This window comes from Tumebacillus flagellatus (assembly GCF_000714935.1).
GTDB lineage: Bacteria > Bacillota > Bacilli > Tumebacillales > Tumebacillaceae > Tumebacillus > Tumebacillus flagellatus.
Genome location: NZ_JMIR01000037.1, coordinates 44,692 through 66,786, shown reverse-complemented (window position 1 = coordinate 66,786; position 22,095 = coordinate 44,692). Strand labels below are relative to the sequence as shown.

Here is a 22,095-nt window from a genome sequence, read left to right as displayed (position 1 = left end):
TGAAAAAATGGCACTGTGGGATGTATTTAAAAACGCCGGCAATCGTCTGAAAAACTACGTGTATGCGAAGATGCTTAACGGGTACACTCCGGTGTTCAGCCAATTTGGCGACAGCATCTACTCTTCGGACGTGGTGCAGAACTGCATCGACATCATCGCCACTGAATGCAGCAAGCTCCAACCACGCCACATCCGTACCGACAGCAGTGGCATGCAGACGACGCCTAAGAGTAGTCTTAATCGGCTTTTCCGATACGGACCGAACCCGATCATGACCACTCGCGATTTTTTGGAGAAGACCATTTGGCTCCTCTTTTTAAACTTCAACGCGTTCATCTACCCCACCTTTGTATCGATCAATGATCCAAAGAGCGGGAACGAAATGCGGACGTACACGGGTTTTTATCCGTTAAACCCGCGACAGGTGGATTTCCTTCAAGACGATGCCGGAACCTTATTCGTAAAGTTGTACTTTTCGAACGGAGAGAGTTTCACGTTGCCGTACAGAGACGTGATACACCTGCGTAAGAAATTCTCCGTCAACGACATCATGGGTGGGGGGATGAATGGACAGCCAGATAACAGCGCTCTCCTGAAAGTTCTGCAAATAAACGATGTTCTTCTGCAAGGTCTTGAAAAAGGCATCAAGACGAGCATGTCGATACGAGGCATCATCAAGATCAACACAATTGCCGATGATGACAGTCTCAAAGCAGAACGTCGTCGTTTTGAGGAACGTATGGCATCCGGGGACACCGGAATTCTTCCTGTTGATCTGAAAGGGGAGTATACACCGATCAATTCCGACCCGAAGATGATCGACAGAGATACCCTTCAGTTCCTGCAGTCCAAAGCACAGAACTGGTTTGGCGTTTCTGCACCCATCATCTCCGGGGACTACACTGACGAGCAATACCAAGCGTTTTACGAAAAAACCTTGGAGCCTATCGTTCTGGGTCTTGGACAGGCATTTACGAAGTGCCTTTTCACCGACCGCGAACAGGACGTTGGAAATGAGATCGTTTTCTACCAACGTGACATGTTTTATCTGTCCACGAACGCCAAGCTCAACCTCCTCAAAATCGCCGGCGAGCAGGGATTGCTTACAGACAATCAGAAACTTGCACTTCTTGGCTACCCGCCGATTGAAGGGGGTGAGAAACGAACAATGTCGCTGAACTACATCGACGTCGACCTTGCCAACGCATACCAAATGGGTCGAGCAAAAGCAGATAAGGGGGTATCAAAAGTTGAGTAGGAATCTACCGGGAAAGGATGCGCCGGTTCAACGGAGTTTTGGTATTATCGAACTTCGTGCAGTGGATGACGGCTATTACATCGAGGGTCATCCGGCCGTCTATGATCAACTGACGTGCATTGGGGGCTGGTTCGACGAGGTCATCGAACGTGGAGCGTTCGACGGTTGTGACTTTAGTGATGTGGTTTTCACGGTCAATCACGACCTCGATGAGATCCCGTTGGCGCGTTGCCGAAGTGACAACGGTGACTCTACGATGCAAATCCGAACCGATGACCGTGGCCTCTATTTCCGTGCGAGTTTGGATGTGGACAACAACAACCAGGCGAAGGCCCTCCATAGTGCGACGAAACGTAAAGACATCAACGGGATGTCTTTTATTTTTTACGTCGCGGAGGAAGCGTGGGAGGGGCTTGATACGAATATGCCCACCCGCAGGATCAAGAAAGTCAAGAAGGTAATTGAGGTAAGCGCGGTGACGTGGGCGGCGTATCCCGGAACAGACATCAATGCCCGCGACAAGTCGGCATTGGATCAAGCAAAAGCAACGCTGGAAAATGTCAGGCAACATACGAGCAACGACGATCAAGAGTTAGAACTCATGAAACTCAGAACTCAAATCCTGCTGAAAGGCTAAGGTGAATCTCGATGAAGAGAAAACTGCAAGAAATGCTCGCGAAAAAAGAAGCTCGCAAAAAGGAGCTGGCCGCAAAAGCTGATTCGGCGACGACCGTTGAGGAACTGCGCGGCATCAACGCGGAGTTGGAAACCCTCAATGCAGAGATTTCTGATCTCCGGGGGATGATGGAAGCTGCGCCCGATGACATTCCGGCTGAACCGCAACTGCCGACGCCCGAAGGACGGAGCGTCCCGGCACCGTCCCCGGTTGGGGGGACGAAAATCCTTGCTACCTACGGAGTTGGTGGCGGCGAACGGCGCGAACAGGAAGTTGACGATGTATACGGAACTGTGGAATACCGGAAGGCATTCATGGAGTTCGCCAAGACCGGCAAGGTCACCCCGGAACTCCGTGCAGATGCAATGACTACTTCCACCGATGTTTCCGCCGTCGTCCCGACCACAATCTTGAATGAGATCATTCGGAAAATCAACGTCTACGGACAGATTTACGCACGGATTCGCAAGTTGAACATCAAAGGCGGCGTCACGGTCCCGATTCTGTCCCTCAAGCCTGCTGCTACTTGGATCGGTGAGAACAAGCCGTCCGATAAGCAAAAGGTGAAGGCCAACAACAACATCTCCTTCAGCTACTACGGCCTTGAGTGCAAGGTCTCCACTTCGCTCTTGGCCGACACCGTTTCATTGGCTGGATTCGAAAGCGTGATCACCGATTTGATTGTAGAGGCGATGGTTCAGGCGATCGATTACGCCGTCATCAAAGGGGACGGTACTGGGAAACCGACCGGGATCACACAAGATTCTCGCGTTCCGAAAACGCAAGTTGTTACTCTGTCCCCGGCGGAATTCACCGATTGGAGCGCGTGGCACAAAAAAGTGTTTGCCAAAATGCCGCTCGCTTATAAAGCGGGTGCCGCATTCATCATGGCTTCCGGAACGTTCGAGGGTTACATCGATGGCATGGTGGACAAGAATGGCCAACCCGTCGGCCGTGTGAACTATGGCATCACAGAAGGGGCGCAGGAGCGTTTCGGGGGCAAGGAAGTCATCCAGGTCGAGGACGACATCGTTGCTCCGTATGACGATGCTGCAGAAGGCGAAGTCGTAGCAGTTTACTGCGACCTTCGAAACTACGCTTTCAATTCCAACTTGCAGATGACCATGTACCGCTACTTCTGGCACGATACCAACGAATGGGTTGACAAAGCTATCCTGATCGCAGATGGCAAACTTATCGACCCGTACGGTGTCGTCATCATCAAGAAAGGTCCTGCGGCGTAATCGAGAGGTGAACGACGCTGGATTGTCAGGATGTGATGTGTATGACTGATTCCGATCTCGTGATACAGTGCAAAATCGGTCTGAACATACCGGTCGCCAATACGGTTTTTGATGGTACGCTGTTCCAAAAAGTCCTTGCCGTGAAGTCCTTCATGACCGGCGCGGGCGTGTCGGAGACAATGCTCTCCGATCCGCTTGCGGTTGGTGCAATTGTGCTGGGAGTTACCGACCTATGGAGTCTCACAGGAGGAGAGATCAAGTTCTCCTCAGCCTTTAACCTCATGGTCACACAACTGGCAGTCCGTAGTTGATGGGAGGTTCTTTATGTTCAGACCAACTGCACAGCAATTTGCTACGCCTGTCCGGGTTCAAAACAGAGTGACTGTCGAGGGTGCAGGAGATATTGGATTCAAATACCAGGACGCAGCTCCGCCAGTGGACTACTGTAGCTGGAAAGGGAAAGGTGGGACTGTCTCTGCTGACTCGTCAAAAATCATTGATACGGCAGAAGTCACCATGTGGTACCGCCCGGATTTGAACGTCCTCGACCGCCTTTGGCGCAATGAAGATGAGAATCAAGTCTATGAAATACTCAATATTGAGGACATCGAACAGCGGAACATCTGGCTGGTACTGAAGGTTGAACGCGTCAAGCTGGAATTTCCGTATTTGGCTGAAATCCTTACTTGCATCGGTTACGGGGTACGGGCACCGGAGTTCGCTCCGCCTACCTCGACCCGCTGCCGCATTGAACGACGGACGGACACCTTCAAAGCCTCGGGGTACTTCCCGGCCGGAACCGCGATCAAGGCGGGTGACCGCGTTTCGTTCGAAGGCATCACCTACCGAGTGGAGCATATTGCAGACGACCGCGGCATCTCAGCAGTCGCAGAGGTGGAGGTGAAGTTGATTGAAATTCGAGTTTGAGTGGAACGGCGACCAACTCGCCGAGGCTGTGAAGCAAGCAGCGAATGAGGCTGTGCAGGAGGGGGCAAAGATCGTTCTCAACGACTGCAAACCGCCGAAGAAAACGGGCCGCCTTGCAGAGTCTGGGCACATCGAACCGTGGAAAGTACAATCCCACGGCACGGTGGGCGCGTCCGTCGTGTACGACGCTCCGCACGCCCACCTCGTGCACGAACTGCCCGCTGGTAAGCATCTGCACAACGGGGAAGAAAAGTGGCTTGAGCGGGCCTCTGAGCGGCAACGGGAGGCAGTCCTTGAAGTCTACGAGAGCAAGGTGGGCGGTGTCTTGAATGCTAACCGTTGAGGACCTGTGCGCCGCCGTGAAGTCCGTCTCTGTGTGTGACGTCATCGACTACTTCCCCGAAGAGCTGGACGATCTCGTTATGGCGCGCTTCACAGGCGGAAGTCGTGATATAGACCTGCCTACTTTACGGGAGCCGACATTCCAAGTCATCGTACGAAACCGCGACGCATCCAAGGCAGAACGATTGGCAACGCAAATCGAAAGTCAGCTCCATACGTCGTTTGTGCAGATCAGCGGATACGACTGCACGATTTTCTCCAAACACGAACCTTTGGATTTGGGGAAGGACGGCAAAGAGCGCCAGATGTATAGCATGAATTTCGAGATGATCTATCAAACCCGGCCAAATTCGCAACGCTTGGGAATTTCGTAAAGGAGGGAGCATCTTGTCTGCTACAACTGAAAAAGTAGAAATCAAGCTCTTGGGTGACCCCAAGGGCTTTTGTTATAACTTCGGATCGCATGAGAATCCGGATTGGAAAAGCGGCGGTGATGTGGTCGAAGTGCCGCGAGAACTTGCGGTTAAACTGGTTCTCAGCAAGTCGGCGCGTTTCTTAAACGACACCGGGCACCACGCATCGTTCTCTGAGCAACCGCTCGATGAAAGTAATATGGCGTTTGACCAATCTGTCGTCGACGAAGATCAAAATCATGAGGAGGAAGATGAATAATGGCTGGAAATCTCCAAGCATCTCTTACTGATATCCCGATGGGCCCGTGTCGTGTGGTGGTCATGAAACTGACAGATGACTCCGTTATCGCCATTTTGGACCGCACCAAAGGCGGGTGCCACTTTAAGTTCAATCAAAAAACGGAAGATGTGACAATGGATCAAACCGCAGATGCTGTTGCCGCAAAACTCGCCGCTGGGTCTGATGCACTGTTTGAAGTCCCGCTTGTCACAAATGAAGCGAAAATTCTTCAACCGCTCATTCCTGGCACAACCTTGTACTCGAACGTCACCACGTCAGAGGAAGCTCTGCTTTACTGCGAGCAGATCGGGGACATGTCCGCGTACGCTGTAAAAGTCCGTTTGGAACCGATCGGTCGTTCGACGAACGAGCATGTAACGCTCTTCAAGGCAATTCCAGTTCCGAATATCGACCGGCAGTACGGCGGCAAAGACATTCATATCAACGGCATTCAATTCGTGGCTTTACCAGACCCGGCGAAGAACAACCGCAAGTGGCTGATGGGTCCTGAGTCCGTTCTGCCGTCCGCATAAACCAACACAACGATGGAGCCGCCCGCGCGCGGCTCCTTTTATTTTGGAGGTGCTCCATGTTCAAGAAAATTGCCAGCATCGTTTGCGGGTGGTTCCGCCGCGGCACGAGTCGCCCGACCGGTTCCTTCATCGACTCGCCCTCTGTACCGCGCGTTCAAAAAGTGTGGATGGGTGGAGCGAACGGGCGCGAAATCGTTGTACAGTCCCTTCCCATCGAACGCTACTTGCAGATTTTACCGCGACTAGATAACATCCCGGCACTCATCATGCAACACGGAAATTTCCGCTCGCAGCCGGTTGAGTTCATCACGGCAGCCCTCGATGTAGCGAAAGAGGAAATCATTCAGATCATCGAGGTTGCGAGCGGTCTCAACCGGAAATGGATCGTAAAAAACGTCTCTTTAGCGGAGTTGGTACGTTTCATCCAAGCGGTGTATGAAGTGAACGAGTTTGAATTTATCGTGGGGGAGATCAAGAAGAAGATGGGGGGGATGGTGGAGGCGGCACTTCAAACGGCGCAGATCGTCCCGGAAGAAGTCGATACGCATGGGTGACAAAGGTAGTCGCCGCATTCGGTGCGCACGGCATTTCCAAACGAGTAATGTTCACCGAATACCTCATGATCGAAGTTCCGGAAATCTTGCACGAGTGGAACCAAAGGGATGCGCTACTCGCCTCCTCTGGATTCTCTCTGTTCGGCGTTGGGGCTCAGGCGGCTTCGGAGCCGAGAAAAGAAGAGTTCGACGAGGCGGCGTTCGAGGCGGCGTTGTTCGCGACCGGCGGGATGGGGTGATGATGCGTGGCTAGTGTTGCAAAGATCAAAGCCGACCTCCAACTGTCCACCGGACAATTCAAACGCGACGTAGCTGATTCCAAGGCAGATATGACCTCCCTTGGCGCGGCGATCCGCGAGCGCAAGAACGATTTCCTCATGGTCGAGAACGCCGCACGCGCACAGGCCGCAGCGACACGCACCGCCGCGCAGGAGGCGAAGAAAAACGCGCAGGAGCAAACGCAGGCCGCTCGTGAAGCGCGTAGCCAAGCGCAAGCAGCAACACAAGCTGCGCGTGAGCTGGCGGCCGCCGCCAAAAACGCCGCGCCGGAGATGAAAAAAGCGTTGGAAGAGCAGGCTTCCGCCGCCAAGCAGTACGCGGCCGAGTTGCGAACCGTCGCAAACGCACAATCCGAAGTTGCAAGGCAAGCTCGCGTTGACGCGCAGGAGAAGTCCCGCATTGCCGCTGAGGCGAAACAGATCCACTCTCAGGCCAAGAAGGCGGCAAAGGAGCGTTCCGACGCCGAGAAAGAAGCGAGCGATGCAGCGGCTTCCGCTGCGAAAAAGGCGCAAGAGGAAACGAAAAAGACCGCTGACGCGATCGACGACCCCGCCAGAAGAGCTACCATCGCCGCCGCCGCGATCACCGCCGTGTTCGTCGCGGGGATTGCCCAATACGCAAAAGTGAATCAGGCGCTCGCTGACCTCAAATCGGTCACGAACGCAAGCGTTCAACAACTTGATCAGGTGCGCGCGGCGGCCGACAAGATCGGTCCTGCCTATGGGATACTCCCAAACATTGCGGTCGATGCAACAACCGAATTTGTCAAAGCAGGCGTCGACTTGAAACGTCTCGCTGACGGAGAACTAAAGGACGCTCTTTCGCTCATTGTGGCGGGTGAACTCGACGTCGGGGACGCCGCCAACTACGCCTCTGGGGCGCTGAACACCTACAAGAAGGAAAACCTCTCGCTTAAGACAGTCGCTGACATCGCGGCCGGTGCGGCGAATGCTTCCGCAACATCAGTCCGTGAGATGACCTATGCAAATCAAGCCTTGGGGCCGGTAGCCGCGCAAGTTAGCGCAAAGTTCGAGGATGTAAACGCCGTCCTCGCATTGTTTGCAAACAACGGCTTGCGTGGATCAGACGCGGGTACATCATTGAAAACAACCATCCTCGCGATGATCAACCCGACCGAGCAACAGCAGAAGGTCCTGGACAAGCTGGGTCTTTCGTTCTTCGACAACCAAGGGAAAATGAAGTCGTTCGCAGACATCGCGGAGATGCTGCACACCAAGCTCGCCCGATTCAACGACCAGAATCGTGGGAAGATTCTCGAAATGTTGGGCGGCACCGACGGTGTCAGGGCACTCTCGATTCTCGCGAATGAGGGTGCGCAGGGGCTCCAAGAAATGGATCAGGCCATGAAACAAGTCACCGCCGACGAGACCGCGAAGATGAAGATCGACAGCCTGAATGGTTCCCTCAAGCAGTTGCAGGCAGAGGCGGCGGTCGCGGGGAGCAAATTTGGGGAATCGTTCGCACCGGCCGCCGGCATTATCACATCTGCACTAACCTCAATTCTCCAAAAGTATAACGAAGTGGATACGGGAACTCGTTCGTTGATCAACGGTGCGGCTGGTCTCGCTCTTGGATTCTCTGGCACCGTTGCGTCTGTTCTTCTGTTTGTGACGGCTCTCACCAAGCTGAAAAAAGCTGCTGATGAGGCGAAGATTTCAATGGCAGCGTTGTCTACAAACCCTTGGATTCTTGGTCTGACAGCTATCATCGGCGTCGTCACTTTTTTAGGAACTGCCTATTCGGAATCTGCTGAAAAGGCGAAGAAGTTCGCGGAGGCTCAGGAAGAACTCAACAAGGCTATGCAGGATGGCGCCAAAACCAAGGACGCGAACCGCTTCAAAGAAATCGAGGACGATGCCAAAGCACTGGAAGACATGGCGAAGCAGATGGATGACCTGAACAAAAAGCGCGCGGATCTCGCCGCTGGCGGATGGATGGGTGGCAAGCAAAAAGAGATCGCCGCTGTGGACGCCGAGTTGAAGAAACTCAGCGAGACGATGGCTGAGCACGGGGTCACGACGGACAACGTGAAGGCAAAGGCGGCGGAGCTTCGTCAGGCCATGTCTGACAACATACCGATGATGCAACAGCTCGTGGAGGCGAGTATCTCTGACGCGGCATCTAAGGCGCAGGAGATTGCTAACTTAGAAAAGTTGCGCGACCGTTACAACGAGCTGACGTCTAAAGTTCAACTCAACGCTTCGGAGACGGCGGAACTTCGATCTGTGACCGATCAACTCAAGCAGTCGATGCCGCAGCTTGTCGTAGTCGAAGACGAGCGCGGTCGCGCGATCATCACGAACAACGAAGCGCTGAACCAACGGATCGACGTCGAGAAGAAAGCCGCCGAAGCCTCGCGGACAGCCGCCGAGAAGCAGATCAACGACCAAATGGCCGTGGCGCAAGCTCATCTCGACAGCGCAATGGCGGTCGTTGAGGCGTACAACACGCTCTCAAAGGCCCGCGCCGCATTCCTTGCCGATGCTGCGAGTGGCGTCGACCCGACCATTGATGACGAAAAACGCGGCAAGCGGCTTCTTGTGATGGCTGACCAAGCCGCCAAGAGTGCCGCAGACGCGCAAAAGGTCATCCCCATATACGAAGCCACCATTTCCAAGTACAAGGACGACCTCGCTCGCGTAACCGGCGATGCGTTCTCGAAGATCGGCGGGTCCAGCGGCAAAGACGGGGGTGGGACCGACACGTTCGCTCTACCCGATGACAAGAAAGGGAAGAGCGCCGAACAACTGGAGAAAGAGGCAGATCAGGCGCGTCGTGACTCCTACCAAAATGATCTTGCATACAGCAAACAATTGCTTGATACCGGTGCGATCAACGAGGAGCAGTATGTCGAACGGTTAAAAGACATTCGCACGTCATACGGTGACTGGCTCGCGAAACATACTCAGGAGTTGTACAGCATCAACAACGAGATCGAGCACGAATCGTTCAACTACTCCGAAGTCTGGATCGCCACCAAGAAACAGGCGATGCAAGATGCGGGGGAAAGCAGTATCGCCGTGTCGCAGATGGAGATGGAGGGTTGGAGCCGCGTTCTGCAACGCACCGGATTGCTGGCCGCTGACAGAGCCAAGGCGCAACAGGAGTATGACCGCGCGGCGAAAGAGTACCGGTCGGCATCCTTCAAGGACTCCGAGGACTGGATCACAGAGAACGCGGAGAAGATGCGTGATGCTGGCGCGGAGGAAATCGAGATCGCGCGCTCCACCTATGACGCGTGGGCGCGGGTGGTTGCAAAGAAAGAGCAGTACAACCCGGAAGACCAGATCGCCGCGACACAGAAACTTGCCGATGCAACACGAACGCTGACGCACGAGATCGAAGCAAGCCTCAAAGCGGCGCGAGAGATCGACCGTGACGCAGACATGGCGGCGATCGAGAAGCAAGCCAAGGCGAACGAAAAGGCGGTTCAAGACCAGATCGACGCATTGGACAAGCAAACGCAAGCCGCAAAAGAACTCGCGGACATCGAGCGGGAACGCGAAAAGCTCGCAGAGCTCCAAGATCAGCGGAACAAAGTTGCTGACGACAAACGCTACGTCAAGATCGAGAAGGACGAAAACGGTAATCTGGTCGAAAAGCGCGTCGCTGATCAAGCAAAGCTCACAGACTTGGACAAGCAGATCAAGGACCAGAAAGACCGGATCGGCGACATGGAGCGCGATCAGGAGACCCGCAAGCAGCGCGAACAACTTGAAGCAAAGCTGCAAGAAGTCCGCGACAGCAACGAGAAATTGAAAGCCGCGCACGAAGCGTATTGGAGACAGCTTTTGTCCGACGAGCGGATCAACGCCGACGCCCGCGCTTCCGTAGAGAAGAACGGTCTCGAAACCACGCTGGGGTATGTTCAAGACTATCTTGGCCGCATGAAAGCCGAGTACATCAAAACGCAAAACGAGATCATGGCGGCCGGAGGACTGTTCTCCACCGGCGCGACTGGCTCGATCTCCCCTGCCCCCGTCTACGGCCCGCCAGCTCCAACCGGAGCGAAGTCAAACAGCGTGGCCGACATCAAAGCGCAGATGGCCGCGATCTCTGCAAAGTGGCAGACCGCATCGCCGGAAGAGCAACAAAAGCTCCACGACCAAGCTTCGACTCTTGGAAAGTCGATCGGCGGCCAATACGACGACGCCACAGGCAAGTGGACATTCCCGAAAGCGCACACGGGCACGGACAGTGTTCCGGGTCCGCCCGGAAGCGAGCCGACCTACACCCTCGAAGCGGGGGAACGCATCCTGTCGGTGTCGCAGAACCGCACGTTCGAAGCGTTCATGCAAATGTTCATGGCACGCGAGACTGCGTCAGACCGGATGAACCGCGCGGTGATGGTGGCGGCTCAGCAGCCCCTCACAAACTCCGCTCGTCCGGCTGGCGTCGGAAACATCAACGTCACAGTTCCAATTCAAGTGACGCCGCACATGGATGCCGACACGATCGCCAACGTTGCTGCTGACGCTGCACGTAAAGAGGTGAAGCGCGAGGTGCAAAACCTCATGAACGGAGTTCCGAATTAGCCGCCCAGCTTCGGACGGCTTTTTACATTAAAGGAGGAAGAGACATGATTCAAGCAACGAAGTGGCAAGTGACGATGATCGACAACGGCAAGCTTTACGGTGGAACTGGCGACCCGTCTGACGTCAACGTGTCGGCCGTCGCTCCGGACTTGGTGAAGCAGTTCTGCGTCAGCAGCTCCGTGGAGCCGTCTGACTCCATGTACCTGATCAGCGGCAAGGAGCGCTGGTATCGTGGCGGCAGGTCGTTCACCCCGCTGTTCCCGCTGACGTACTCGCTCGCGGACGGAACAACTTTGACGATCGTTCGCAACAGCGAGGCGGCGGGAGACCTGTTCTACACTCAGCAGTAAAGGAGGCGGAAAATGTGCCTATCATAGTAAAAAATACCGCCCTCGCCCCTGCGCCGCTGATCGTCGGAGAGAAAGGCACATTGGAAAGCGACAACGGCCAAACCAAAGCGACGTTCAACGGTGGCCGCGTTACCTATGAGGCCGGAGGGTACACCATCACGATCACGCCAAAGGATACCAGGTACTTCGACCCGGAGAGCGGGTTGGAAGATGTGCTGTACGACGCGGGGCAACTGGTGCCGGTCGCAAACCGAGACTTCCACGTCAGAAGCGGTGAAGCGTACCCGGAGATGGAAAGTTACTGGACGCTCGAAGCGGGGCGACTCAAGCACTACATGAGCGTTCGTGTTGACCTGCGCGCGCCGGTTGAAATTCTGGAAAGCCCGTGGCTTGCTGCCAAGGACATATTGGAGTTTAGCGCTGATCTCCGCGTGCTCGCAGACGGTTCGGAAGCGTCCGGCGACTTCCAAGCGGAGGTATTGGAGCTCGTAGACGGAAACGGCCAGGTCGTCTTCACGCTACCTCCTGTTGAAGCGTGGGACCAGAACGACAAGGTTCAGCGGATGCGTGGGCGGTACATCTGCTCAACGCTGACCAACGGACGGTTGGAGGTCTGCACATCTGTTCCGTATACGTGGCTATCCGATCCGGAACGCCGTTACCCGGTCATCATCGACCCGACTGTTGTAGCCGCCAGCGGCACCGACGCCCTCTATGGCGGCAACAAAATCGTCGAACTCTCGAACAACTGGTTGATCAGCGCAGTCTGGAACGCCACCAACGCGCGGTACGACTTCTACAAATCGGTCGACTCCGGCACGACATGGACGACGTTCGGTTCCGCTGCGTACACCGGCATCCAGTCCGGCGGTAATCTCGCCGCGTTCGGTACGAGGGTCTCTCTGTTCGCCGCTCACGCGACCGGTTGCGTGTTGTTGGAGTTTGACGCGGCAACCGTGTCAAGCGTCACGTCGAACTGGAGGAGCGTTGTCGGTGGTCTCCCCTCCGGCAAGGTCGAGAAAATCGTACACCATGCGTACACCTCAACCGGCAATCTCTGGCTCGCATACGCGTATCCTGACGGCTCCAACGCGTCATACGTGAACCAAATCCACGTATTCGCGATCAAAGGTACGGCAGACGGAAACGGGGGCTACCTGTTCGGGACTAACTATCGCCTCTCAAGCAATGACAACGGCGGCTATAAGAAAGACCCGTTTGTCGTGATTCGAACCGACGACACGCCGACAGTCTTCTTCGCGTCCGAATACTACGCGTCAAATTCGGACTACCGGATCAATCAATCGGTATGGCAGGCGGCGTCCTCGTCGTTCGTCAGCGTCAATTTCGTATCAGCGGATTATTACGGCCGCGCGCAACGACCGCGCGTCGGTTACAACGGAGCGCGTTATGTTATTTCGTGGGAAGAGGCAACCGGAAGTACGGAGACGACTCAGAAGAAAATCTCCGTCCGGACGACATATTCGACTGGCACAGGCCTGTATAACGGGCTCAACTTTTCCACCACAATACAAACGCTCGCCGCTCCGGTGAGCAACTTAGACTGCTACAACGCTGGCATTACGGCAGACCCGTATGCAGGCAAGTTCTACGCGTTGTACACGACCTACGACGCGGCATCTTCCAAATACCAATTGGTGCTCAAAACAAGCGCCGACGGAATCGCGTGGGACGCCGCCGCGACCGTCTTGCAGTCGGACAGCACGAATGACATCAAGAACGCGACCGTCAAACGCACCACGTCGAGAATCATCGCCTACGCATGGCAGCTTGGCACGACCGGTTCGATTAACTCCGCGACCATCTCGATTAATGTTGCACCGCAGAAACCTACGAACCTTACGCTTCCAAACTTTGACGCAACGATGGCCGCGAATTTTAGCGCGCTCTTCACGGATACGCCGGGGGACTATCCAAGCGCTATGGAAGTGGAGTTCTACGACGTCTCCAGCCCGTCAACACCTGTGTGGACGATTCCGAAGACGGGTGTACCGAACTCCCTCACTGTGACTGGTAACGTACCTGCCAACAAACTCCAAAACGGTAAAACCTATCAATGGCGGATTCGATTTTACGATTCTCTTGGCTTGGTGTCTCCTTGGTCGAGCTACTCGACATTTAAGTGTTCGACCGCACCGTCGGTCTCGCTCGTCGCGATTCCGGGGGGTAAAATCACCACGGATTCCTATACGTTCCAAGGGGTCTACACACAGGCGCAAGGCGCGCCAGAGCAGACGTTCCGATTTCGCTTGCTTAATGCTTCCGGAACGTCGGTTGTTCAGGATTCAGGTGACTTAGTTGGAACAGCAAACACGAAAACATTCTCCGGCCTCGCGAACGGGACTACGTATCAAATCGAGTTCTCCGCAACCTCACAGGACGGGATCACGGCGACTGTGAAGTCAACTTTTTCCGTTTTGTATACGCCACCCGCTACGCCGATCGTAACCGCGACCGCTTGCACAATCACCGCGAGTGTCAAAGTCGCGTGGACGAATCCCGCACCTACGGGAAGCCAACCGACCGTCACGCGAAACGATGTTTACCGCCGCAAGGTCGGTGAAACGACGTGGAGGCTTGTCGCTACCGGCGCAACCACACCGTATATCGACTACACCTGCCCGGCCGGGCAACATGAGTACGGCGTAACCGGGGTAACAATCGGTGGCGCGGTGTCCGATTACGGCCGCGCCACCGTCAACAGTTCGTTTTTTGGCCAGTGGTTGATTGACGAAGCGAATCCCGCGAATTCCGTCTGCTTCAAGTACAACCAGAACGGAGCGAAGATCGACCCCGGCCAGCAACCGGCGCTACAAGAGACTTTCTCGCAGTACCCGCGCGAGAGGCGAGGAGCTGCCAACTACAAGGTCGGAACTTTGGCAGCACTCATGGAAACCGCAAGCGCGGAGCAGACGGTCGCCCTCGCAGAGCGCTTGGACGCTATGGCGGCATCGACGAACACCTACTTGTTGAAATTCGCATCGGGCTTCATTTACCGCGTGCGGATCAAGCCGCCGAAGCACGATGTGACCCTTGGCGGGGTCAGATACGACGTCACAGTAGATTGGTGGGAGGCGGCAAATGTATAACGCAGACTCTACTTTTATCAAAGCCATGACCGGCGCGTCATCGGTGCTCTACGCTCGTATCGACCTGTTGGACTGGAACGAAAATCTGCTCGATCGTATCGAGACGGAGATCATCTCCGGCACGATCTCCGTCGACGGTGAGCAGGATGTGCGCCGTCAGTTCAACATCACCTTGGACAATTCGAGCGGAGCCTTGACGTGGAGCATCGGCGGTAGAATCTGGATTGATAAGAGAGTGAAGCTCTACGTCGGACTTCAAACACCCGGAGGCGTCGCGTACGTCCCGCAGGGTGTTTTTTTGTTGGAGCAATTGCAAGCCACGTCGAAGCCGGACGGAACGCGTATCGCCGTCTTGTCCGGCGGCGACAAATGGAAGTTGCTCGACGGACAACCATTAGGATGTTTTTCCGACACAACGACGGTCAAAGCCAAGAACGACCAAGGGGCCGCTACTCCGGTTGCGGAGGCGATCAAGCTGATCGCAGCCGGGGCGGGCGTACCGAAATCACAATGTGTGTTCGAGGCGTGCTCCGTGAACGTTCCCTATGACCTCACATACCAGGCGGGGGAGTCGCGGGGAAAGGCGATCCGGGAGCTTGCAGACCTCGCCGTTTACGACTGCTATTTCGACGTGGACGGTCATCTCGTATTCCGGCCGAAGGTCGCGGACGTGTCGCAAGTTGCGCCGAGTTGGGTCTACGACAAGAGCGACTACACGCTGTATGCAGGGAGTGACAAGGTGCTGAACACGTCGAAGTTGTATAACCGCGTCGACGTCGTCGGCGGATCGTCTCAGACTGCCACCGTCTACGCGACGGCATCGAACGATGACCCGAACTCGCCGATTTCCACGGTCAACATCGGCGTGCGTCTGTTCCGCTGGAACAACGGATCTCCCGACTCGATCATTGCCACGCAGCAGGATGCTCAGAACCGCGCTGACTACGAGCTGAAGCGCGCGTCGGTGGTTTTGGAGGAGCAACGCTTCTCGCTGTGGCCGAACTACCTGCACGAAGCCGGTGACGTCATCGGAATCACGGACGATTGGATCGGCACCGACGGCACGTTCATGTTGGTGCGGTTCAACATCGACCTGTCGCCGAACGCGGGCCTCATGACCGGTGAGGCCCAAGCGATTCGAAAGGTGGTCTGAGGGTATGATACACACGCATAACCAGTGGTACGAAAAATTATGGTCTTGGATCAGCTCAAGAATTGAAAAAATGCTGGAGGAGAAGCGTTGCTACAACGCGGCGCTGTTTGCTGACGGCAAGGTCGTAAGCGTAAGCGGCAATCGGGCGACGGTGACGATCAATGCCGCCACATCGCCGACTCCGGGTGTAGGCGTTCCGCAGCATGTCACGGGGCTGGTGCCCGGAGCAGAGGTAGTTGTCCTGTGCCGGACTCCCCGCGACATGACGATTATGTTTGTGAAACCGCTATAGACAAAGGGAGATGACAGCCAATGTTCAAATCTTTGCATCTGGAAAGCCTGTGGAAAATTGATACAGCTGCATTCGCCGCTGTGGGGGCGATTGTCGGCAGCGTGGTAGACAAGCTCTACGGTCCCGACCGCCTGACGCTATTCTTGATCCTTGTGGGAGCCGTGGTGTACGACTGGTTTTCCGGCACGTCCGCCGCCAAAAAAGACAAAACCTACTCCAGTGAATACGGGATCGAGGGGGTCAAGCGTACCCTCGTAGTGCTCTCGCTCCCGGCATTTGCCAATCTACTCGACAAGGCGTTCAGTACGCCGGGCGTGCTGTTCTATGGCGTTTGGCTGGCGCTGCTTTATCACACTTGGCAGAGTTTCACTGCGAACTCCGCGCGCGCGGGGTGGGGGAAGTACATTCCGCCTGTTGTGCTAAACCTCGTAGGGTCTGAACTGTTAGCGAAAACGAACCGCTCGTCCGCACGCCAGCAGGCGGCAACCGGCAACACAGACCAACTTGCCGACCAAACCGAAAACAAGTAGGGCTCCAGCGGCGAACGCGGAGCCCTTTCTATTTCCAATCCAAGGAGGTTTTTCACATGACCACTCTCACGATCAACACCAGCCTGATTTCCTGCGCGGCAAACCGCTCCTACCAAACACGGAAGGAGACCCGCTTCCTCGTTTTGCACGAAACGGCGTCGCCGGGCGCGACGGCGCGGAACGAGCTCGCTTACTTCAACTCTGGCCCCCGCGATGCCAATGCGCATGGCTTCATTGATTGGAACGAAGTCCTGCTGACGCTCCCGCTCGACGAAGTGGGCTGGCACGTTGGCCAACCGGCGAATCAGTGGACTGAAGGGTACGAGCTGTGCCACGCCACCAACACGGCCGACTTCGCCAAGGTGTGGGGCATCGCTACCCAATGGTTCGCCCGCCGGTGCGCGGCATACGGACGCGGCGCGGACATGATCCGCTCTCACCACGAGATCGCGCAACAGTTCGGCGGCACTGACCACACCGACCCTGACGGCTACTTTGCCGCGTTCGGCAAGACGGTGGACGACTTCCGCCGTGATGTGCAGAAGATCCTCGATGCGCAGAAAAACCCGGCACCGCAACAGCAGGCCGTCGACCTCGACAATGAGGCCGCCGCCGACGCGGTGAAACTGATCAGCGCGTACTTCACCAGCTCGCGCCGCGACGATCAGGTGGCGCTCAACCGAGCGGCGAACGCGATCCGCGCACGCGCCGGGCTCCCGATCACGGCAGACCTTGGCAAGCCGACGGCCGCCGCCGCTCAGCGGGTCGAGAAACTGCTGCAAGCAATGTGGCCGCTCACGGACAACGCCGCGCTGCAGGCGTGCTACAGCGCTGGCGCGGAGCAGATGCGGTTCGATCAGAATTAATCAAAATTCGCAAGCGTTGGGAATTTCAAAGCCCGCCTCCTATTTAAAGGGGGCGGGCTTTTTTTAGCTTGCTTTTTGACGTTCCAGATGTTCGCGGCGCTCTCGCTCATGCCAACGCCAGTTCAGTTCAGCGAGTTGATCGATGATCTCGCCAAGGGCTAGAAAGAACAGACACCCCATCCAGCCGGAACCAATGAATTCGAGGAATGAAACCCATAGAAATCCGTGCTGACCGATAGTGTTCGAAATGTAACCGGCCGAAACTTTGACTCCGTCGCTTGGCCAAGCATAAATCAACCCCGCTACAATTGCCCCAACAAGACCCCACCAACCACATTTCTTACACCAACTAGCAATTTGATTTTCGTAACGCAATTTGATCTCACTCCTTGAAAATAATTATTAGTTCGTGTTTTATTTCAACAAAAAGTAGCGGAAGACCTCCCTAACACAAACAACCCCTTCCACAAAATGAAAGGGGTTCGTTAGAAATATGAAGTTGTATTTTTCAAGAGCCCCCAACTGGGGCGTAGCTGTCTTGACGTGATCTCGCGGTAACACCGGCGCGGGCGTCCACCCCCGGCCCTTTCAAGTGAGAATAGGCTGTGTCTCTGATCTGGTCTTGCAGCCGTCCAGTTTTAAATATGCGGTCCACGAACAGCCCGGTGAGCGCCCCCACCAAGCACAGCTTTAGTCATCTGATGTTCTGCGCATACCAAAGCTCGCGGGCGCGCTCCGCAGGTTCGTGGTGCTATGTGTGTCGTCGGCCGTGACGTGATCACATGCAATACACTATATGTTGAAACACGAATGGACATGACAAAGACCACCCGATTACGGATGGTCTGTAAGCCCGTACCAATCAGACGAGCTTCTATCATTTCTAACATTAATTCTAACGCACGGATAGAAACGGGTGGAAAACACGGGAAAAAATCGTGCAACAACAACACTGCAAACCGCACTACTGGAAGTGAGCGGAACACATTGGAATCTGTTCTAACATTAGCACTGACTCTGTTGTATAATGAGTGTCGAGTAGAATTGTAAGGCAGGAGGGGAATTATTACATGAGTCCAAGTGCTCTTTTTTCCGCAGGCGTGATCGTATTCGTGATCTGTGTGGTCATTCAGTATATGGCGTTTCACCGCGCCGCGTTTGGCCGGGCGATTTTTATCACCATCGCGATGTTTTTCTTCACGGGCCTTTTGTACATCTCGCCGGTGGCGCCGCGATTCTTGGTCTGGATCATCTTCATCCTCACGTGGGCGTACACGCTGTTTATGACGTTTTACGCGGTCAATCGCATCCGGGGACGCCGATAGTTAAGAAGTCCCGGATCTTACAAATGCCGCCTCTTGCGAAAGGAGCGGCTTTTGTTGTACACTAAGAATCGTTCTGGAGTGGTGGCCGAGTTGGCCGAAGGCGCTCCCCTGCTAAGGGAGTATACTGGAAACAGTATCGAGGGTTCGAATCCCTCCCCCTCCGCCAATGTTGGAACTCCATCGCGGTTTTGCGTATGGAGTTCTTTTTGCACCCGTAGCTCAGGTGGATAGAGCGGTCGTTTCCTAAACGACGTCTTGGGGGGGTTCGAATCCCTCCGGGTGCGCCATACTATTAAGTATCACCAATCAACCAGAGGATCACCAACGGATGGAGGAGCTTTCGTGGAAGTCGAGCGGGATCATGAATTCTACATGCGCGAGGCGATGCGGGAAGCGGAAATCGCAGGGAGTTACGGCGAAGTTCCGATCGGCGCGGTCGTCGTGCGCGGAGGCGAAATCATCGCCCGCGGGCACAACATGCGCGAGATGTGGAAAGACCCGACGGCGCACGCCGAACTGATCGCCATCCGGGAAGCCGCCCGCGTCACGGGAGGCTGGAGGTTGACAGGATGTCAGCTTTATGTTACATTAGAACCGTGTCCGATGTGCGCGGGAACCGTTTTGCTTTCCCGAGTGGACGAGGTGATCATCGGTGCGATGGACCCCAAGGGCGGGGCTGTCGGATCGAAAGTGAACTTCGTGGAGACGGACGATTGGAACCATCGGCCGCAAGTGATTCGCGGTGTGTTGGCTGAAGAGTGCGGCGCGATGCTGAAGGACTTTTTCCGCAGGCTCCGGCGCAAGTAAGTTTTTTCGAAGTTCATACGTCACGGAGAGATGTCTGAGTGGTCGAAAGAGCTCGCCTCGAAAGCGAGTGGGCCTTTCACGGGTCCCGTGGGTTCGAATCCCACTCTCTCCGCCATTTTTTATTTTGGAGAGATGTCCGAGTTTGGTCGAAGGAGCACGATTGGAAATCGTGTAGGCGGGAAACCGTCTCAAGGGTTCGAATCCCTTTCTCTCCGCCAAGAGAAAGTTTGTCGTGCTAGACGGGGCAGTAGCGGCGCCTTGTAACCCGCGAATCCGCTATAGCGGGGTCGAAGTTCGGCTGAGGGACTTCCGTGGGAAGTTTGCAGATGAGAAAGTGGTGTTGAGGATTGGGTCCTGCGCAACGCAGCCTCCTGAACCGTGTCAGGTCCGGAAGGAAGCAGCACTAAGGGAATCGTTGCGTGTGCCGCAGGGCGGCCTGGTCTGAGCTAACTCCTCCTCTCGGCTTCTCAAGGGGTTTCGAAGCCGGATGCACGGCTACAAGTTTATACCGAAGTAGGGAGAACAGACCTGTGCCTTGTCCGCACGGGTCTGTTTTTTTTGTTTTTGTGTTCGACAGGAAGAGACATCGTTCACCGAAGGATTCGACAGGAAGCTAGCAGAACTTTCCCAGTAAGAGATGACGGGAAGGGGGTTGGCGCGTGATGACGAGACAGTCCTCTGCATCGGGCGAACAGGGAGTACCCATTGAGGGATTGCAGGTGGAAGGGTTGCAGATCGAAGCGTACCGGGACGGAATGGTCGCGCTTGATTTTGAGTATACGGTGTTGGCGGCGAACGCGGCCGCGTGCGAGTTGCTGGCAGGGGAGAGTGCCGAGGTGGTGCTGCCTTGCGAATTGGAATCGTTTGTGTTGCCGGTGACGCCGGAGTATGAATGGTTGCAAGAGATGGTTCGCGAGCGCAAGTGTTTGCGCAATCATGTGGTGCGGGTGCTGCGTTCCGGCAAGGAGCGGACGGTGCTGGCGGACAGTTATTTTTTGCGCGGTCGCGAGGGTGAGACGGCGGGGCTGGTCGTTTTTTTGAAGGAGATTGGGAATTTGGTGTCGCTGGAGCGGCAGGTGCAGCACCATGAGAAGCTCGCGACGGTGGGGAAGATCGCCGCGGGGGTGGCGCACGAGATTCGCAATCCTCTGACGTCGATCAAAGGGTTCTTGCAGATGATGCGGCATGAGTTGGAGAGAAACGGGATGGGCAAGGAGCACAGCTACACGACGGTGATGCTCTCGGAGATTGAGCGGATCAACGGGTTGGTGGGCGAGTTGCTGTTGCTCTCGAAGCCGCGGGAGTTGAAGATGGAAGCGCTGGAGATGGAGGAGTTGATCACGGTGATTGCGCCGCTGATCTCCAGCGAGTCGATTTTGCACAACATCGAGTTTGCGCTCGATTTGCAGCCGGTGCCGGCGGTGTATGCGGACCGGGAGATGTTGAAGCAGGTGTTGTGGAATTTGGTCAAGAACGCCATTGAAGCGATGGCGGAGACGGACGGCGGGAAGTTGAAGATCGAGAGTTCGTACCAAGAGCGCGAGGGTCTGGTGCGCGTTGACATCCGCGACACGGGGCCGGGGATTCCGCATTATATGTTGGATCGGATCTTTGACACGTTCTTCACCACCAAGGAGACGGGGACGGGCTTGGGGCTGCCGATCTGCCAACGCCTCGTCAACGACCTCGGCGGCAAGATTCAAGTGACGTCCAAAGGGTTTGGCACGACGGTATCGGTGCTGCTGCCGGGGTTGGTGGAGCGGAATCAACCATGACAATGGGTTGATTAGTTCATCCCCAAAAAGTATATACTAATTACTTGTTATGGTATGACAGAAATCGGGTTGTAATATAAGCAGGAATTCAACCATATGATAAAGGAGAGACAAGAGGAATAATGCAATTTTTGTCGAAACTTTGGTCAAAACTATTGATTTTGATAAGCTGAATATGATAGTTTATTATTAGGTAACATGGTAATTATTTCTATGAATTCAGCGATGAAAGAGGTGGCTCATGATGGTTCAAGATGTATGGAGTCTGATTGGTGTAGACAGAAAAATGACGAGTGAATCGGATAAGATCCTCACTGATATTTTTTTGTGCTACTTCAAGGCCATCGAGGACATCATGGGGGTTTCCGTTTTTGGTCGTCAATCGTTTGAGGAAGTTTTGCAGGAGGGTCTTTCGATTGAGGGTGACTACAAACATTTCTGGAGATGGCTCGACGAATTCGGAGCGGAAAAAATGAACCGAATTGCCTCTCTTCAAGTCTCCAACTCGGACAAAACGTTAGATTTTCTGGACTCTGAGCTCTATACGTTGCAAACCCTGCTTGATGAGGGAGAGGAAGCACTTTTCGTACATTCGATGGTTGATTCAATCTCTGAGTTGTACAGAACGCTTTCACAAGTCTCTGTCACAGTTGAGAAGTTGCAAGAAGTCGTCCCTCACGTGCTGCAAGGAACCTTCGAGTGGACACTCCCACCTCAAGTTTCGATGACTCATGAATTTCAACCCTATATGTCGATGACTAGTGATTGGATGTCGCCTACCACAATGCCCGCTGATGACCAGCGGGCTTCCTTATGTGCTTGATG

The 22,095-nt window shown here is 55.0% G+C and carries 23 protein-coding genes, 4 tRNA genes and 1 other RNA gene; 27 read left to right on the top strand and 1 reads right to left on the bottom strand.

Going from position 1 to position 22,095, the window contains the following annotated elements:
- The first annotated feature begins 7 nt into the window (after positions 1–7).
- From EL26_RS19730 to EL26_RS24135, 18 genes are read left to right on the top strand one after another with little or no spacing between them, the layout of a single operon-like run.
- Entirely contained in the window at positions 8–1,258 is a 1,251-nt protein-coding gene (locus EL26_RS19730; protein WP_038093121.1) for a phage portal protein, read from the top strand.
- A complete protein-coding gene (locus EL26_RS19725) occupies positions 1,251–1,895 on the top strand; it encodes an HK97 family phage prohead protease (RefSeq protein ID WP_038093118.1) in 645 nt (214 codons plus the stop codon). Before EL26_RS19730 ends, EL26_RS19725 begins: the two co-directional genes overlap by 8 nt.
- 11 nt (positions 1,896–1,906) lie before the next feature.
- A complete protein-coding gene (locus tag EL26_RS19720) occupies positions 1,907–3,178 on the top strand; it encodes a phage major capsid protein (RefSeq protein WP_038093115.1) in 1,272 nt (423 codons plus the stop codon).
- A 41-nt stretch (positions 3,179–3,219) separates the two neighbouring features.
- Entirely contained in the window at positions 3,220–3,489 is a 270-nt protein-coding gene (locus EL26_RS19715) for a hypothetical protein (RefSeq protein WP_038093113.1), read from the top strand.
- A 13-nt stretch (positions 3,490–3,502) separates the two neighbouring features.
- Positions 3,503–4,105 carry a head-tail adaptor protein gene (locus EL26_RS19710; protein WP_038093110.1) on the top strand — a complete coding sequence of 201 codons (603 nt, stop codon included), beginning with the start codon at positions 3,503–3,505 and terminating at the stop codon, positions 4,103–4,105.
- On the top strand, positions 4,089–4,448 hold the full coding sequence (locus EL26_RS19705) for an HK97 gp10 family phage protein (protein ID WP_038093107.1): 360 nt from the start codon (positions 4,089–4,091) through the stop codon (positions 4,446–4,448). Before EL26_RS19710 ends, EL26_RS19705 begins: the two co-directional genes overlap by 17 nt.
- Positions 4,435–4,821: a minor capsid protein gene (locus EL26_RS19700; protein ID WP_038093106.1), complete on the top strand. Its 387-nt coding sequence runs from the start codon at positions 4,435–4,437 to the stop codon at positions 4,819–4,821. Before EL26_RS19705 ends, EL26_RS19700 begins: the two co-directional genes overlap by 14 nt.
- Before the next feature lie 13 nt (positions 4,822–4,834).
- A complete protein-coding gene (locus tag EL26_RS19695; protein ID WP_038093103.1) occupies positions 4,835–5,119 on the top strand; it encodes a hypothetical protein in 285 nt (94 codons plus the stop codon).
- Positions 5,119–5,673: a hypothetical protein gene (locus EL26_RS19690; protein ID WP_038093100.1), complete on the top strand. Its 555-nt coding sequence runs from the start codon at positions 5,119–5,121 to the stop codon at positions 5,671–5,673. The genes EL26_RS19695 and EL26_RS19690 overlap by 1 nt, the downstream gene beginning before the upstream one ends.
- A gap of 56 nt (positions 5,674–5,729) precedes the next feature.
- Positions 5,730–6,227, top strand: coding sequence for a hypothetical protein (locus tag EL26_RS19685; protein ID WP_038093097.1), 498 nt, complete (start codon positions 5,730–5,732; stop codon positions 6,225–6,227).
- Positions 6,224–6,466 (top strand): hypothetical protein, encoded by a 243-nt coding sequence (locus tag EL26_RS19680; protein WP_038093095.1) that lies wholly within the window; start codon positions 6,224–6,226, stop codon positions 6,464–6,466. The genes EL26_RS19685 and EL26_RS19680 overlap by 4 nt, the downstream gene beginning before the upstream one ends.
- A 6-nt stretch (positions 6,467–6,472) precedes the next feature.
- Positions 6,473–11,062 (top strand): phage tail tape measure protein, encoded by a 4,590-nt coding sequence (locus EL26_RS24140; protein ID WP_052036609.1) that lies wholly within the window; start codon positions 6,473–6,475, stop codon positions 11,060–11,062.
- Between the two features lie 44 nt (positions 11,063–11,106).
- Positions 11,107–11,412: a hypothetical protein gene (locus EL26_RS19665; RefSeq protein WP_038093091.1), complete on the top strand. Its 306-nt coding sequence runs from the start codon at positions 11,107–11,109 to the stop codon at positions 11,410–11,412.
- Positions 11,413–11,426: 14 nt separating this feature from the next.
- Entirely contained in the window at positions 11,427–14,522 is a 3,096-nt protein-coding gene (locus tag EL26_RS19660) for a fibronectin type III domain-containing protein (RefSeq protein WP_038093088.1), read from the top strand.
- A complete protein-coding gene (locus tag EL26_RS19655) occupies positions 14,515–15,675 on the top strand; it encodes a hypothetical protein (protein ID WP_038093085.1) in 1,161 nt (386 codons plus the stop codon). The genes EL26_RS19660 and EL26_RS19655 overlap by 8 nt, the downstream gene beginning before the upstream one ends.
- A 4-nt stretch (positions 15,676–15,679) precedes the next feature.
- Positions 15,680–15,967: a hypothetical protein gene (locus EL26_RS19650; RefSeq protein WP_038093082.1), complete on the top strand. Its 288-nt coding sequence runs from the start codon at positions 15,680–15,682 to the stop codon at positions 15,965–15,967.
- A gap of 20 nt (positions 15,968–15,987) precedes the next feature.
- Positions 15,988–16,497: a phage holin family protein gene (locus EL26_RS19645; RefSeq protein WP_052036608.1), complete on the top strand. Its 510-nt coding sequence runs from the start codon at positions 15,988–15,990 to the stop codon at positions 16,495–16,497.
- 56 nt (positions 16,498–16,553) lie between these two features.
- Positions 16,554–17,363, top strand: a complete 810-nt coding sequence (locus EL26_RS24135; RefSeq protein WP_052036607.1) for a peptidoglycan recognition protein family protein — start codon at positions 16,554–16,556, stop codon at positions 17,361–17,363.
- A 63-nt stretch (positions 17,364–17,426) separates the two neighbouring features.
- Here the strand turns inward: EL26_RS24135 and EL26_RS19635 are convergent, their stop codons facing one another.
- Positions 17,427–17,738 carry a hypothetical protein gene (locus EL26_RS19635; RefSeq protein ID WP_038093079.1) on the bottom strand — a complete coding sequence of 104 codons (312 nt, stop codon included), beginning with the start codon at positions 17,736–17,738 and terminating at the stop codon, positions 17,427–17,429.
- 695 nt (positions 17,739–18,433) lie between these two features.
- On the opposite strand from EL26_RS19635, the gene EL26_RS19630 reads away from it, so the two are divergent.
- From EL26_RS19630 to EL26_RS19590, 9 genes are all read left to right on the top strand, one after another.
- Entirely contained in the window at positions 18,434–18,688 is a 255-nt protein-coding gene (locus EL26_RS19630) for a hypothetical protein (RefSeq protein WP_038093077.1), read from the top strand.
- A gap of 75 nt (positions 18,689–18,763) precedes the next feature.
- Positions 18,764–18,854, top strand: a tRNA-Ser gene (locus EL26_RS19625).
- Between the two features lie 42 nt (positions 18,855–18,896).
- Positions 18,897–18,975, top strand: a tRNA-Arg gene (locus EL26_RS19620).
- A gap of 55 nt (positions 18,976–19,030) precedes the next feature.
- Positions 19,031–19,495, top strand: coding sequence for a tRNA adenosine(34) deaminase TadA (gene tadA, locus EL26_RS19615; protein WP_152559336.1), 465 nt, complete (start codon positions 19,031–19,033; stop codon positions 19,493–19,495).
- Positions 19,496–19,519: 24 nt separating this feature from the next.
- A tRNA-Ser gene (locus EL26_RS19610) sits at positions 19,520–19,610 on the top strand.
- An 11-nt stretch (positions 19,611–19,621) separates the two neighbouring features.
- Positions 19,622–19,713 (top strand) — tRNA-Ser (locus EL26_RS19605).
- Between the two features lie 12 nt (positions 19,714–19,725).
- Positions 19,726–19,990: signal recognition particle sRNA large type (gene ffs / locus EL26_RS24720), an RNA gene on the top strand.
- Between the two features lie 167 nt (positions 19,991–20,157).
- Positions 20,158–21,270 carry a two-component system sensor histidine kinase NtrB gene (locus EL26_RS19595; RefSeq protein ID WP_081857350.1) on the top strand — a complete coding sequence of 371 codons (1,113 nt, stop codon included), beginning with the start codon at positions 20,158–20,160 and terminating at the stop codon, positions 21,268–21,270.
- 241 nt (positions 21,271–21,511) lie between these two features.
- Positions 21,512–22,093, top strand: a complete 582-nt coding sequence (locus EL26_RS19590) for a hypothetical protein (RefSeq protein WP_038093067.1) — start codon at positions 21,512–21,514, stop codon at positions 22,091–22,093.
- The last annotated feature ends 2 nt before the right edge of the window (positions 22,094–22,095 follow it).